The organism is Micromonospora sp. WMMA2032 (assembly GCF_002688545.1).
Taxonomy (GTDB): Bacteria; Actinomycetota; Actinomycetes; order Mycobacteriales; family Micromonosporaceae; genus Micromonospora; species Micromonospora sediminicola.
Genome location: NZ_CP024052.1, coordinates 918,596 through 932,600 on the forward strand (window position 1 = coordinate 918,596; position 14,005 = coordinate 932,600).

Annotated in this window: 10 protein-coding genes; 3 read left to right on the forward strand and 7 right to left on the reverse strand. The window is 75.4% G+C overall.

Going from position 1 to position 14,005, the window contains the following annotated elements:
• Positions 1–4 precede the first annotated feature (4 nt).
• Positions 5–1,609, reverse strand: coding sequence for an apolipoprotein N-acyltransferase (gene lnt, locus CO540_RS04345; protein WP_099164589.1), 1,605 nt, complete (start codon positions 1,607–1,609; stop codon positions 5–7).
• Positions 1,610–1,711: 102 nt separating this feature from the next.
• On the opposite strand from lnt, the gene CO540_RS04350 reads away from it, so the two are divergent.
• The 3 genes from CO540_RS04350 (at position 1,712) to CO540_RS04360 (ending at position 6,670) form a co-directional block, all read left to right on the forward strand.
• On the forward strand, positions 1,712–4,846 hold the full coding sequence (locus CO540_RS04350) for a BTAD domain-containing putative transcriptional regulator (RefSeq protein ID WP_099161001.1): 3,135 nt from the start codon (positions 1,712–1,714) through the stop codon (positions 4,844–4,846).
• A 67-nt stretch (positions 4,847–4,913) separates the two neighbouring features.
• A complete protein-coding gene (locus CO540_RS04355; RefSeq protein ID WP_099161002.1) occupies positions 4,914–5,891 on the forward strand; it encodes an ATP-binding cassette domain-containing protein in 978 nt (325 codons plus the stop codon).
• A complete protein-coding gene (locus CO540_RS04360; RefSeq protein ID WP_245666399.1) occupies positions 5,888–6,670 on the forward strand; it encodes an ABC transporter permease in 783 nt (260 codons plus the stop codon). Before CO540_RS04355 ends, CO540_RS04360 begins: the two co-directional genes overlap by 4 nt.
• Positions 6,671–7,081: 411 nt before the next feature.
• Here CO540_RS04360 and CO540_RS04365 read toward each other — a convergent pair whose 3' ends face one another.
• From CO540_RS04365 to CO540_RS04390, 6 genes are all read right to left on the reverse strand, one after another.
• Entirely contained in the window at positions 7,082–8,416 is a 1,335-nt protein-coding gene (locus tag CO540_RS04365; RefSeq protein ID WP_099161003.1) for a glutamate mutase L, read from the reverse strand.
• 172 nt (positions 8,417–8,588) lie between these two features.
• Positions 8,589–8,987, reverse strand: coding sequence for a hotdog domain-containing protein (locus CO540_RS04370; protein WP_172967784.1), 399 nt, complete (start codon positions 8,985–8,987; stop codon positions 8,589–8,591).
• On the reverse strand, positions 8,984–9,736 hold the full coding sequence (locus CO540_RS04375; RefSeq protein ID WP_099161004.1) for an OAM dimerization domain-containing protein: 753 nt from the start codon (positions 9,734–9,736) through the stop codon (positions 8,984–8,986). The genes CO540_RS04370 and CO540_RS04375 overlap by 4 nt, the downstream gene beginning before the upstream one ends.
• Positions 9,736–11,295 carry a lysine 5,6-aminomutase subunit alpha gene (locus CO540_RS04380; protein WP_099161005.1) on the reverse strand — a complete coding sequence of 520 codons (1,560 nt, stop codon included), beginning with the start codon at positions 11,293–11,295 and terminating at the stop codon, positions 9,736–9,738. The genes CO540_RS04375 and CO540_RS04380 overlap by 1 nt, the downstream gene beginning before the upstream one ends.
• On the reverse strand, positions 11,292–12,863 hold the full coding sequence (locus CO540_RS04385) for an amidohydrolase (protein ID WP_099161006.1): 1,572 nt from the start codon (positions 12,861–12,863) through the stop codon (positions 11,292–11,294). The genes CO540_RS04380 and CO540_RS04385 overlap by 4 nt, the downstream gene beginning before the upstream one ends.
• Before the next feature lie 4 nt (positions 12,864–12,867).
• Positions 12,868–13,917: a zinc-binding alcohol dehydrogenase gene (locus CO540_RS04390; protein ID WP_172967981.1), complete on the reverse strand. Its 1,050-nt coding sequence runs from the start codon at positions 13,915–13,917 to the stop codon at positions 12,868–12,870.
• Positions 13,918–14,005: the final 88 nt, after the last annotated feature.

Genomic DNA, 14,005 nt, shown 5'->3' on the forward strand with positions numbered 1-14,005 from the left:
CGGTTCAGCCGGCGGTGGCCCTCCGGCGGCGGCGTAGCACGGCCGCGCCGGCCAGCGCCGCGACCGCGAGGGCCGCGAGCGCCACCTCCGGCCACACCCCGGCCGTGGTGGCCGGGGTACGCCCGTCCCCGAGTCGCATCTGCCGCACCACCACCTCGGCGGTGTTGAACCCGGTCGCACCGTCTACCCGCCCGTCGGGGGAAACGAACCCGGACACCCCGACCGTGGAGGCCATCAGCGCGGACCGGCCGTGCTCCACGGCCCGCAACCGCACCATGGCCAGCTGCTGGCGGGCCTCGGCCACGTCGAACGTGGCGTTGTTGGTCTGCACCACCAGCAGCTGCGCGCCGCCGGTGACGGTGTCCCGGACGATGCCGTCGTAGGCCACCTCGAAACAGATCACGTCGCCGAGGGTCACCGCGCCGGTGTCCAGCACACCCGCGCGGGTGCCCGGGACGAAGTCCGAGCGCACCCGGTCGACCTCGGCGCTGACCTTGCGGGCGATCGAGCGCAGCGGCACGTACTCGGCGAACGGCACCGGGTGCCGCTTGGTGTACAGCTGGGTCAGGTCGGCGCCGCTGCCCGGGCGCCACAGCAGACCGGCGTTGCGGACCTGCCCCTGACCGGGGCCGAGCAGCACCGCACCGACCAGGATCGGCGCGCCGATGGCGTCGGCGGCCTGGGAGATCCGGTCGCCGGCGCCCGGGTTGCGCAGCGGGTCGATGTCGCTGGAGTTCTCCGGCCACACCACCAGGTCGGGGCGGCGCTGCCCGCCCTGCGTGACCTGCTCGGCCAGTTTCAGGGTGGCGTCGACGTGGTTGTTGAGCACCGCCTGCCGCTGGGCGTTGAAGTCCAGCCCGAGGCGGGGCACGTTGCCCTGCACGATGGCGACGGTGACGGTGTCACCGGCCCCCCGCACCCCGGTCGGGACGGCCGTGCCGGCGGCCACGACCGCGACGAGCGCGGCGGTGAGCCCGGCGACCGGCCGCCACTGCCCGGCCGTGCGGCGCCAGTCCCGCCAGGCCAGGGTGAGCAGGATCCCGCCGGCGAGCGCGACGGCGAACGTGACCAGCGGCGCGCCGCCGAGCGCGGCCAGCCGCAGCAGCGGCGAGGTGTCCTGGCTGAACGCCAGCCGCCCCCACGGGAACCCGCCGAACGGGGTGCGGTCGCGCAGCGCCTCCTGCCCCACCCACAGCACGCCGGTGAGCAGCGGCCACGCCGCCCGGTGCCGGTCGGCCAGCGGCGACACCCAGGCGGTGGCCGCGCCCAGCAGCGCCAGGTAGCCGGCCTGCAGCAGCGACAGCAGGACCCACGGCAGGTAGCCGGTGTGCAGGTTGGTCCACTCCAGCAGCGGCGCGAACAACGCCACCCCGGCGAGGAAGCCCAGCCCGGCGCCGGCGCGCAACCGCCGCCGGTGCGCCGCTGCGGCCAGCAACGCCACCCCGACCGGCGCGAGCGGCCACAGCCCGTACGGGGGGAACGCGACCAGCAGCGCCAGACCGGCCAGCACGGCGGCGGGCACGGCCAGCGTCAACGGCAGGGGACGCGCGTCGGCGTCCGGGCGTGCCCCGTCGGTGGCACGCGGCTGTTCCCGGTCGAGCGTCGTCACCGGCACCTCACCACGATCACGGGCCGAAGGCTACCCGGCCGCGACGTCTCCCGGCCCGGCCGGTGTGGGCCGGACCACCGGGGGCAGGCGACAATCGGGCGTATGCGGTTCGGTGTCCTCGGCCCCACCCAGGCGTACGCCGCCGACGGCGCCGCGCTGCCCGTCGCCGGGCAGCGGCTGCGTGCCCTGCTGGCGTTGCTGCTGCTCGACGCCGGCCGCACGGTGCCGCCGGGACGGCTCGTCGACGGCGTCTACGACGCCGACCCCCCGCAGCGGGCCGCGAACGCGCTGCAGTCACAGGTGTCGCGGTTGCGCCGGCTGCTGCCCGGCGTGGAGATCGAGTTCGGTCCGGCCGGCTACCGGCTGGTCGTCGACCCGCAGCAGGTCGACGTGCATGAATTCGCCGGCCTGGCCGAGGCCGGCCGGGTCGCGCTGGCCGCCGGCGACCCGGGCCGCGCCGGCGCGCTGCTGCGGCAGGCGCTGCAGCTGTGGCGCGGCGAGCCGCTGGCGGACGTCACCGGCACGGTGCTGGCCGCCGAGGCGGCCCGGCTGCGGGACCTGCGCCTCGCGGCGGTCGAGGACCGCGTCGAGGCGGAGCTGGCGTCCGCGCCGGCCGGTCCGCCGCTGGTGGCGGAACTGCGGGCGCTGGTGGCGGCGCACCCGCTGCGGGAGCGGCTGTACGGGCAGCTGATGCGCGCCCTGCACGGCGCCGGCCGACGCGCCGAGGCGCTGGCCGTGTACGCCCGGGCCCGGGAGGTGCTCGCCGAGGAACTGGGCACCGACCCGTCGGCGGAGCTGACCGCCCTGCACACCGCCCTGCTGCGCGACGACGGGCCGCCCGCCGGTGGCACGCCGTCGCGGCTGCCGACACCGCTGACCAGTTTCGTCGGCCGGGAGCGGGAACTGCGCCGGGTCGGTGAGCTGCTCGCCTCGGCGCGTCTGGTGACCCTGCACGGGCCGGGCGGCGCCGGCAAGACCCGCCTGGCCGTCGCCGCCGCGAGCCGCCACGACGCCCCCGTGTGCCTGGCGGAGTTGGCGTCGGTGGCACCCGGGGCGGCCGTGGCGCCGGCGGTGCTGGCCGCGCTGGACCTGCGCGACGCCGGGCTGCGCGCCCCCGGCGGCCCCCGCGACCCCATCGACCGTCTGGTGGCGGCGCTGACCGACCGGCGGCTGCTGCTCGTGCTGGACAACTGCGAGCACGTGGTCGACGACGCGGCCCGGTTGACCGCCCGGCTGCTCGCCGCCGCACCCGACCTGCGGGTGCTGGCCACCAGCCGGGAGCCGCTGGGTCTCACCGGCGAGGCGATGTGCCCGGTCGGTGGGCTGCCGGTGCCCGCCGGCCCGGTGCCACCGGAGGCGGCCGCCGCCTACGCCGGGGTGCGGCTGTTCCTCGACCGGGCCGCCGACGTCGCGCCGGGCTTCACCCTGGACGCGGCCACCACGCCGGCCGTGCTGCGGATCTGCCGCACCCTCGACGGCCTGCCCCTGGCCCTGGAACTGGCCGCGGCCCGGTTGCGGGCCCTGCCGGTGGCGCACGTGGCGGCGCGCCTGGACGACCGGTTCCGGCTGCTGCGCCGCGGCGACCGGACGGCGCAGCCCCGGCACCGCACGCTGGAGGCGGTGGTGGGGTGGAGCTGGGAGCTGCTGGACGAGCCGGAGCGGCGCCTGGCCGCCCGGATGGGCGTGTTCGTCGGCGCCGCCGACCTGCCGGCGGTGCAGGCGGTGTGCGGGCCGACCGGCGGCGACGACGTCGTCGACGTGCTCACCGGGCTGGTGGACAAGTCCCTGGTGGAAGCCGACGACGGACGGTACCGGATGGTGGACACCATCCGCGCCTACGCGGCGCGGCGGCTCACCGACGGCGGGGAGGCCACGCGGGTGCGGGCCGCGCACACCGCGTACTTCCTGGACCTGGCCCGGGCCGGCGACGCCGGCCTGCGCGGTGTCGGCCAGGACCGCTGGCTGCGCCGGTTGGACGCCGCCCGCGACGACCTGCACGCGGCGCTGCGCCGGGCGGTGGACGACGGGCACACCGAAGCCGCGCTGCGGCTGGTGGCGGCGCTGGCGTTCTACTGGTGGCTGCGGGGGCTGCGCGGCGAGGGCGCCGCGCTGGCCGGGCGGCTCGTCGACCGGCTCGCCGCGGCGCCGGCCGGCCTCGACGAGGAGTACGCGCTGTGTCTGCTGGTCGCCACGCTCGCCGGCGCCGGCGACGCCACGGCGGTCGCCACGGCCTCCCGCATCCTGTGGGACCGCGACCGTCCGCCCCGACATCCGTTCCTGCTCTACCTGTCCGGCATGGCCAGCGGCCCGCCACCGCCGCACCGGCTGGCCGTGCTGACCGACCGGGCCAGCCGGGAATGGCTGCTCGGCACCGACCCGTGGAGCCGGGCCCTGGGCGTGCTCGGCACCGCCACCGTGCACCTGCTGCACGGCCACCACGACCGGGCCCGCGCCGACCTCACCGAGGCGCTGGCCGGGTTCCGGGCGCTGAACGAGCGGTGGGGCATGATCCTGGCGCTGAGCACCCTCGCCGAGACCGCCTACCGGGAGGGCGACGCCCGCGCGGCCGCCGCCCCGATGGCCGAGGCGCTGCGCCTGGTCGAGCAGCTCGGCTCCACGCTGGACCTGGCGGAGCTGCTGCGCACCCGCGCCGACGGTCGCCTGCTCGTCGGTGACCTGACCGGCGCGGGCGACGACTACCGGCGGGTGCGCCGGATGGCCGGTCCGGCCGGCGCGCCGGAACTGGTCGCCGCCGCCGACCTGGGGCTCGGGGAGATCGCCCGCCGCGACGGCGACCCCGACCGTGCCCGGACGCTGTGCGAGCGGGCCCTCGCCGGGTGCCCGTCGGGCTGGTTCGGCGCGGAGGTGGTCCGGTTGGCGGCGCGGGTGACGCTCGGGCAGCTCGCCGACGCCGCCGGTGACCCGGCGGCGGCCCGCGCCCACTACCGGCGCGTCGTCACCGCCACCGCCGGGGTGTGGGACGTCCCGACCGTCGTCGCCGCGGTGGACGGGCTGGTCCGGCCGCTGCTGGCCGACGACGGGCCCGAACGGGCCGCGTACCTGCTGGGGGCCGCGTCGGCGCTGCTGGCCGGCACGGGCGCGGCCGACGCCCCGGCGCTCGCGCCGGTCGCCGACGCGGCCCGGTCGCACCTCGGCGCGGCGGCGTTCGCGGCGGCGTTCACCCGCGGCGCCGCGCTGGCGCGGCCGCAGGCGGTGGCCGTGCTCGCCGCCGACTGACCGCGGCGCCGCCGCCCGGTCAGCGCGCGGTGCGCCCCCGGTCAGCGGCGCCGGTGACGCTGGCGCCATGACCGATGAGACGACGGCCGTGCTGGCCGAGGGGTTACGCAAGCGGTACGGCCCGACCACCGCCCTGGACGGGTTCGACCTGGCGGTTCCGGCGGGCACGGTGTGCGGGATGCTCGGCCCCAACGGGGCGGGCAAGACCACGGCGGTGCGGATCCTGACCACGCTGCTGCGCGGAGACGGCGGCCGGGCCCGGGTCGCCGGACACGACGTGGCCGCGCGCCCGGATCGGGTACGCGAGGCGATCAGCCTGACCGGGCAGTACGCGGCCGTCGACGAGGTGCTCAGCGGCCGGCAGAACCTGGTGCTGTTCGGCCGGCTGCGGCGCCTGCCGGCGGGTACCGCCCGTCGCCGCGCCGACGAGCTGCTGGACCGTTTCGGGTTGGCCGCGGTGGCGGACCGGTCGGCCGGCACCTACTCCGGTGGGATGCGCCGCCGCCTGGACCTGGCCGCCAGCCTGGTCGTGCCGCCACGGGTGCTGTTCCTCGACGAGCCGACCACCGGGTTGGACCCGCGCAGCCGCAACGGGTTGTGGACGGCGGTGCGGGAGCTGGTCGCCGACGGCACCACGGTGCTGTTGTGCACCCAGTACCTGGAGGAGGCCGACCAGCTCGCCGACCGGGTGTGCGTGCTCGACGCCGGCCGGGTGGTGGCCGAGGGCACCCCGCAGCAGCTCAAGGCGCGCATCGGCGCCGACCGCATCGAGCTGGTGGTGCGACGCGCGGCGGACGTGCCGGCGGCGGCGACGGTGCTGCAACGGGCCACCGGGGCGGCGGTGACGGTGGACGGGGAGCTGCGCCGCGTGGACGCGCCGGTCACCGACCGGATCGCCGTGCTCACCGCCGTGCTGCGGGAGCTGACCGACGGCGGGGTGGAGGTGGAGGACGTGCTGGTGCGGCGACCCACGCTGGACGAGGCGTTCCTGCGGTTGACCGGCCACACCGCGCACGCGCGGCAGCGTGCGGAGGTGCCGGCGTGACGGCGCTCGTCGACGGCTGGGTGATGGCCGGACGGAATCTGCGGCACGTGGTCCGCTCCCCCGAGGAGATCGTGCTCTACTTCACCCTGCCGATCATGTTCGTGCTGGTGTTCGGCTACGTGTTCGGCAGCGGCATGGCGGTGCCCGGCGACGGCAGCTACCGGGAGTTCCTGCTGCCCGGGGTGTTCGTCATGACGATGCTCTACGGCCTCGGCGCCACCGCCTCGGCGATCGCGGTCGACGCCGGCCGCGGCGTGGTGGACCGTTTCCGCTCCCTGCCGATGGCCCGCTCGGCGCCGCTGTCCGGGCGGGCCGGCGCGGACCTGGTGCGGGCGTGCCTGGAGATGGCCACCCTCGTGGTGTGCGGCCTGCTGGTGGGCTGGCGGTGGCGTGAGGGCCTGCTCGCCGCACTCGGGGCGGTGGCGCTGATCCTGCTCCTGCGCGCCGCGCTGACCTGGGTGGGGATCCTGCTGGGCCTGCTGGTGCCGAACCCCGACACGGTCGGGGTGGTGGTGTTCCCACTGGCGTTTCCGCTGACCGCGCTGTCGAACGTGTTCGTGGCGCCGGAACTGATGCCCGACTGGCTGGGCGCGGTCGCGGCGTGGAACCCGCTGTCGGCGACGGTGGCGGCCGTGCGGGACCTGTTCGGCAATCCGGGTGTCGGCGCGGACTCCTGGCCGGCACGGCACGCGCTGCTGCTGGCGATCGCCTGGCCGCTGGCGCTGATCGCGGTGGCCGCCCCGGCGGCGGTGCGCCGCTACCAGCGGCTCGGCCACTGACCCGGCCGGTGACGGAAATCGGGGCGCGGCCTAAGCCGCGCCCCGATGCTCCCAGGCCCTCCCCGGCCGGTGGGGCGAGGACGATCGGCGCCGACCTTCGGACCGACCGGACGTGGACTGGCTGCCCCCGCCTGGCCGTTGTCTACTGGCCGTTCCTCTCACCCTGCCCGTACACCGGTAACCGCGGCCGGTTCGCGCCGCCCCGCCGACCCCCGCCCGCTGGACCTGGCCGCCGCAACCTTCCGGTCACTCGGCCAGCGGACGAAGGGACGAAGCGAACAACAGCCGCTTCCCGTAGTAGGACTCAAAGACGGTACGGCGTAGACCCCCGCCGCTGTCAACCCACCCCGGCCTGTCGTGTGTTGCGCCACGGCGTGTCGCGTCGGCGCGTCTCGATCCGTGGACGCTCGGTCAGCCGGCGAGGTGGTGCCGCAGCACCGCCGCCGCCGCACCCGGATGCTCGTCGGCGAGCAGCCCGGCGGCGGCCAGCACGTAGTCGACGTCGACGACCGGCCGGGCGGCGCGCGGCAACGGCCACCCACCGGCGTGGTCGGTGAGCACCGCGTCGAGCACCGCCGCCGCATGACCCGCCTCGGCGTGGCGCAGCACCCCGCCGGAGCCGACGAGCAGCCGCACCTCCCGCAGGTCCCGGCCGGCGCGTTCCCCGGTGGCCGCGCCCCGGGCGTGCCGCCGCAACGCCACCGTCGCCGCGAGCGTCGCGATGCGCCGGTCGGCGGCCCGCTCGGCGTCACCGGCGGCCAGAAACCCCGGGTCGGCGGCCCGCACCGCCGCCGCCTCGGCCAACGGCCCCTGCTCCCCCGGGTCGAGCAGCCGCTCCTCGGCGGCGGCCCGCACCACACCCGGCGCGCTCCACCGCATGCCCAGGTCCCCCTCGACGGTGCGGGCCCGCCACAGCGTCCCGGCGACCTCCTGACCGGGGCCGCTGTCGCGCTCGTCGGGGGTGAGCACCGAGTACACGTCGGTGGTGGCCCCGCCCACGTCCACCACGGCCAGGTCACCGCCGAGGGTGTCGGCGAGGACCTCCACCCCGGTCAGCACCGCGTCGGGCGTCGCCGCGCGGACCAGCCGCGCGAACCGGGTGCCCCGCGACAGCCGCTTACCGCCGATGACGTGCCGCAGGAACACCTCGCGGATCGCCGCCCGGGCCGGCGCGGGCGCCAGCACCCCGATGCGGGGCAGCACATTGTCCGCGCAGGTGACCGGCACCCCCGCCGCCACCAGCACGGCGTGCAGGTCGTCGCGGACGTCGGCGTTGCCGGCCAGCACCACCGGAACCCGCCAGCGGGCCCGCGCCAGCCGGGTCGCGTTGTGGGTGAGGGTGTCGGCGTCACCGCCGTCGGTGCCACCCACCAGCAGCACCACGTCCGGGCGGGCCGCCCGCAACGCCGACACCTCGGCCGCGCCGAGCCGGCCCGCGGCCACATGCACCACGTTCGCACCCGCCGACAGACCCACCCGCCGGCCCGCCTGCGCCGTGACGAGGGGCTCGTAGCCGATCACCGCCAGGCGCAGCCCACCACCGGCCGACGAGCACACGTACCACGGCACGTCACCCACGCCGGCCGACGCGGTGGCCGCGCCGACCGCGGCGTCCAGGCCGTGCAGCACGTCCGTGCCGACCGTGGTCGGCGCGGACGCCGCGCCGACCAGCCGACCGCCGTCGAGGTCGACCACCGCCGCCTTCGTGTACGTCGACCCGACGTCGGCGCACACCGCCACGTTCACGCGCGGCCGCCCGTCGCTCGCGGGGCTCGCAGGACCGGCTCGCTCCTCGCGCTCACGGGGCTGGTCTTCGTTCGCGACTGCGGGGCTCGCAGGACCGGCTCGCTCCTCGCGCTCACGGGGCTGGTCTTCGTTCGCGACTGCGGGGCTCGCAGGACCGGCTCGCTCCTCGCGCTCACGGGGCCGGCGGCACGACCACGGTGCCGGTGGCGGTGACCGCGACGATCGGAGGGTCCAGCACCTCGGCCGCCGACTCGCCCCGGTCCGGGCGGCCCCGGCACACCACCGCGCAGCTCAACTCCAGCGTCCGGCTGCGCGAGCCCACGCGGGCCACCTGCGCCGTCACCTCCACCACGTCACCGGCCCGGATCGGCGCGGTGAACCGCACGTCCGAATAGCCGGCGAACAGCCCCTCGTCGCCGTCGGTGCGGATGCACACCTCCGTGGCCACGTCACCGAACAACCCCAACGCGTACGCCCCGTCGACCAGGTTCCCCGCGTAGTGCGCGTGGGCGTACGGCACGTACCGGCGGTGGGTGACGGTCAACCCCAGCCGGGGATCCTGCTCGCTCAACTGCTCGCCTTCCTGGAGGTGATCAACGCGTGGACGAGGTAACTGGCGACCTCGCCCGGGGTGGTGCCGCGACCGAAGATCCGGTCGACGCCCAACTCGCCGGTCATCGTCTCGTCGAACCGCGGCCCACCGACGATCAGCAGCGGCCGCTTCCCCGCCGGCATCGCCTCCCGGAACGCCGCCGACATCTCCCGCGTGTTGTGCAGGTGCGCGTCGCGCTGCGTCACCACCTGCGACACCAGCACCGCGTCGGCCTTCTCCGCCCGGGCCGCCTCCACCAACTCCGGCACGCTGACCTGCGCGCCCATGTTGGTGACCTTCAACTCCCGGTAGTACTCCAGGCCCTTCTCCCCCGCGATGCCCTTGACGTTCAGGATCGCGTCGATGCCCACGGTGTGCGCGTCCGTGCCGATGCAGGCGCCCACCACCGACAGCTTGCGCCGCATCCGCTGCTTCACCACCGTGTTGACCTCCTTGGCCGACAGCAGCGGGAAGTCCCGTTCCACCACCTGCACCTGGTCCAGGTCCACCAGGTGGTTCACCCGCCCGTAGACCACGAAGAAGGTGAACCCGTCACCGATCGGCTTGGCGTGCACCAGCATCGCCGGGTCCATGCCCATCCTGTTGGCCAACTGCACCGCGGCGCCCTCGGCCCGCTTGTTGTGCGGCACCGGCAACGTGAACGACACCTGCACCATGCCGTCACCGGTGGTGTCCCCGTACGGCCGCACGATCTTCTTCTCACTCATCAGGGTTGCCGCTCCAGGATCTCGGTGGCCGGGTTGAAGTAGTCGGCCTCGTGCCGCGCGACCCCGTCGAGACCCTTGCCCCGGTCCGCGGGCCGCTTCATGATCCCGAACGTGCCCTCCGCGATCGCCGTCAACAGCGACTGCTCACCGATGCGCTCCAGCAGGTCCACCGCCTCACCGAGCACCCGGTGCGCCCGCTGCTGGATGAACCCGCCCGGCGCCGGCACGAAGTCCTCGTGCAACCCGCCCGCCGCACCCAGCACGTACCGCACGTTCTGCAACGCGATGTCCCGGTCCGACAACCACGGCGTCACCACCGCCTCGGTCATCATCCCCACCAGCAGGATGCCCTGCCCGGTCATGGTCCCGACCAGGTTGAAGAACCCGTCCAGCAGGTTGCCCCGGAACACGTCCCCGGTCATGTGCTTCGTCGGCGGCATCCACTTCAACGGCGCGTCCGGGAACAACTCCCGCGCCAGCAACGCATGCGCCAACTCCAACCGGAACGACTCCGGCACCTCCGGGTTGATCTCGAACGCGTGCCCCAACCCCAGCAACCCGTCGGACAACCCCGCCTCGTGCGCGAAGAACTCGTTGAGCAACTGCGACACCGTCACCGTGTGCGCCTCGTCCACCGCGTCCGCGGTGGTCAGGTAATTGTCCTCACCGGTGTTGATGATGATCCCCGCCCGCGCGTGCACCTGCCGCGAGAACCGCTGGTCCACGAACGTACGGATCGGATTGATGTCACGGAACAGGATCCCGTACATCGAGTCGTTGAGCATCATGTCCAGCCGCTCCAGGCCGGCCAACGTCGCCATCTCCGGCATGCACAGCCCCGACGCGTAGTTCGTCAGCCGCACGTACCGGCCCAACTCCCGCGACGACTCGTCCAACGCCGCCCGCATCAGCCGGAAGTTCTCCTGCGTCGCGTACGTGCCCGCGAACCCCTCCCGGGTCGCCCCCTCCGGTACGTAGTCCAACAGCGACTGCCCCGTCGACCGGATCACCGCGATCACGTCCGCGCCGGCCCGCGCCGCCGCCTGCGCCTGCGGGATGTCCTCGTAGATGTCACCGGTCGCCACGATCAGATAGATCCACGGCCGCTGCTTCGGATCCCCGTGCCGCTTCACCAGACGGTCCCGCTCGGCGCGCCGCCGGTCGATCTGCCGCACCCCCGCCGCCACCGCCCGACGCGCGGCCCGCCGAGCAGCCGTCGCCGCCTTCGGCGTCGGCTGCGCGAACCGCACCGACCCCGCCGCGGCCTTCTGCGCCAGCAACGTCACGTCCGACACGCCCTCCCGCGCCATCGCGTCGAACACCGGCACCGCCACCCCGTGGCCCAGCCCCACGTCGGCCACCACCGCGTCCACCAGACGGTTCACCCACGGGATGCCGTCCGGGTCCGCGCCGGTCACCCCGGCCAACCGCAGCACCGCCCGCTCCACCGACACCGTGGTGTGGCTGCGCGCCAGATCCACCACCGGCTGCCCGGCCCGACGCGCCAACTCCCGCGCCCGCGCCACCAACGCCGGATCCAGCCCAAGCTTCCCTGTCACGAACTGCCTTCCTGATAGATCACGTCACCGCGCAACACCGTGGCCCGGCACACCGGCAGCGGCGTCGGATCCTCCGGACCCCGCGCCTCCGGGTCCTCCGCCTGCAACACCGGCAGACCCCGCTCCACCCCCGCCGGGGTGTCCCACACCGCGAACGTCGCCGGCGCGCCCAACGCCAACACACCCTCGTTGTCCAGGTGCACCGCCCGCCAACCACCGCGCGAGTGCGCCGCGAACGCCGCCCGCACACTCATCCGCTGCCCCGGGTTGTGGTGCGCCGCCGCCGCCCGCACCGACCCCCACGGATCCAGCGGCGTCACCGGCGAATCCGACCCGAACGCCAACGCCACCCCGACCCCGTGCATCGCACCCATCGGATTCGACTCCAACGACCGGGCCAGACCCAACCGCGACTCGTACATCCGACCCGCGCCACCCCACAACCGGTCGAACGCCGGCTGCATCGACGCCACGATCCCGTACTCCACGAACCCGGCGATCAACCGCTTGCTCATGATCTCCGCGTGCTCCACCCGGTGCCGCGCCGCCCGCACCCGATCCGTGCCCAACGTCCGCGCCGCCGCCGCGAACCCCTCCAGCACCGTGCCGATCGCCGCGTCCCCGATCGCGTGGAACCCGCCCTGCATCCCGTGCGCCGCGCAGTCCACCAGATGATCACGCACCTGCTCCGCCGTCACGTACCCGTGCCCGCACGCCCCCGGCTCACCGTCCAGGTACGCCGCCGACACGTGCGCCGTCCGCGACCCCAACGCCCCGTCCGCGTACAGGTCCCCGCCCGCGCCCACCGCACCCAGGTCCCGGGCCTTCGCCGCACCCAGCAGCTCACCCCAGTACCCGTACACCTCCGGCACCCCGTCCCCGGACACCGCCAGCAGACCCGTGAAGTCCGACTCGTCCGACGTCCCCGGACCACCGCACTCATGCACCGCCGCGATCCCCAACGACGCCGCGTGCCGCAACGCCGCCCGCTGCGCCGCCACCCGCTGCGCCGCCGACACCGACCCCAGCGCCACCTCCCGCACCACATGGTGCGCGTCCCGCCGCAACCAGCCCGACGCGTCGTACCCGGGCGCCGCCACCACATCCGGACACGCCGCCAGCAACGCCGCCGACACCAACGCCGAATGGATCGACGCCTGCGACAGGTACACCCGCCGCCCCCCGGCCGCCCGGTCCAACGCCGCCGCGTCCGGCACCACCGGCGCCGCCCACGTCGACTCGTCCCAACCGTGCCCCAGCACCACCGCGTCGCCCGGCAACCCCGCCGCGAACGCCGCCACCGCCTCCAGCAGCTCACCGGCCGACCGCACCGCCGACAGATCCAACCCCGACAGGGCCAGACCCGTGTCCGTCGCGTGCACGTGCGCGTCCACGAACGCCGGCGTCACCAACGCCCCGCCCAGGTCCACCACCCGATCGGCCACCGGCGCGTCCGCGTCCGCACCCAACCAGGCGATCCGCCCGTCCCGCACCAGCAGCGCCGTCGCGCTCGGGTCGGCCGGACAGTGCAGCACTCCACCGCGATACAGCGTCGAGGGGTTCGTCATGGCCTCAGTCTGCCGCCAGCCGCGCCTCGAACAGCCCGCGCACCCCCGGCTCGGCGCGCAACAACTCCAACGCCAACTCCGCGTGCCCCGGCACGTACCCGTTGCCCACCAGCATCGTCACGTCCGCCGCCAGGCCCTCCGCGCCCAACGCCGCCGCCGCGAAACTCGTCGCCATCGAGAAGAAGATCACCGTACCGCCGTCCGCCGTGGCCAGCACCGCGCCGTGCTCACACCCCGGCACGTCCACGCACACCACCGTCACGTCCGCCGGCACGCCCAACGCCGTCGTCACCGCCGTCGACAGACCCACCGGATCCCGGGCGTCCGCCAACGCCACCACGTCGGCCACCCCGGCCGCCGTCAGCGCGTCCCGCTCCGCGGCCACCGGCACCACCCCGACCGTACGGCCGGCGCCCGCCCGCCGCGCCGCGGCCAGCGACAGCGACCCGCTCTTGCCGGCCCCGCCGATCACCGCCACCGACACCGGACGCGGATCACCCTCCCGCGCCCGCCGCGCCACCTGCTCGGCCACCACCCGCGACGTCAACGCCGGCGCCCCGCACACGTCCAGCACGGCGAGCGACAGCTCCGGGTGCAGATCCGCCGGCAGCACCGCCGCGATCGACCGCGCGAACAGGATCGCGTACCCGTCGCACGGCACCTGCTCGCTGCGCCCGTCCCACCGGGCCAGGCCGTCGGTGATCGTCAACGGCGTCAGCGTCAACGACACCAACGTCGCCACCCGGTCCCCCGGCCGCAACCCCAGCGGCGAGCGGCGACCCGCCTCCTCCACCGTGCCGATCAGCATGCCGCCCGACCCGGTCACCGGGTTCTGCATCTTCCCCCGGGTCGAGATGATCTCCAGCACCTCGGCGCGGACCTTCTCCCCGTCCCCGCCGTGCTTCTCCGCCAACTGCCGGAAACTCGCCGCGTCCAGGTTCAGCCGCTCGACCCGGATCCGCACCTCGTTCGCCGCGATCCGGGGGTCGGCGTCCAGCCGCCAGGCCGCCTGCGGCAGCACCCCCGCCGGTTCCACGACTCGGTGCAGACCCACCGGTGACGTCACGCCGACCCCCTATGTCCAGCCGCCCGAACCCCCGGTCAGGGCTCGCGTCGCGGGAAAACTTCCGGCAGACTAATTT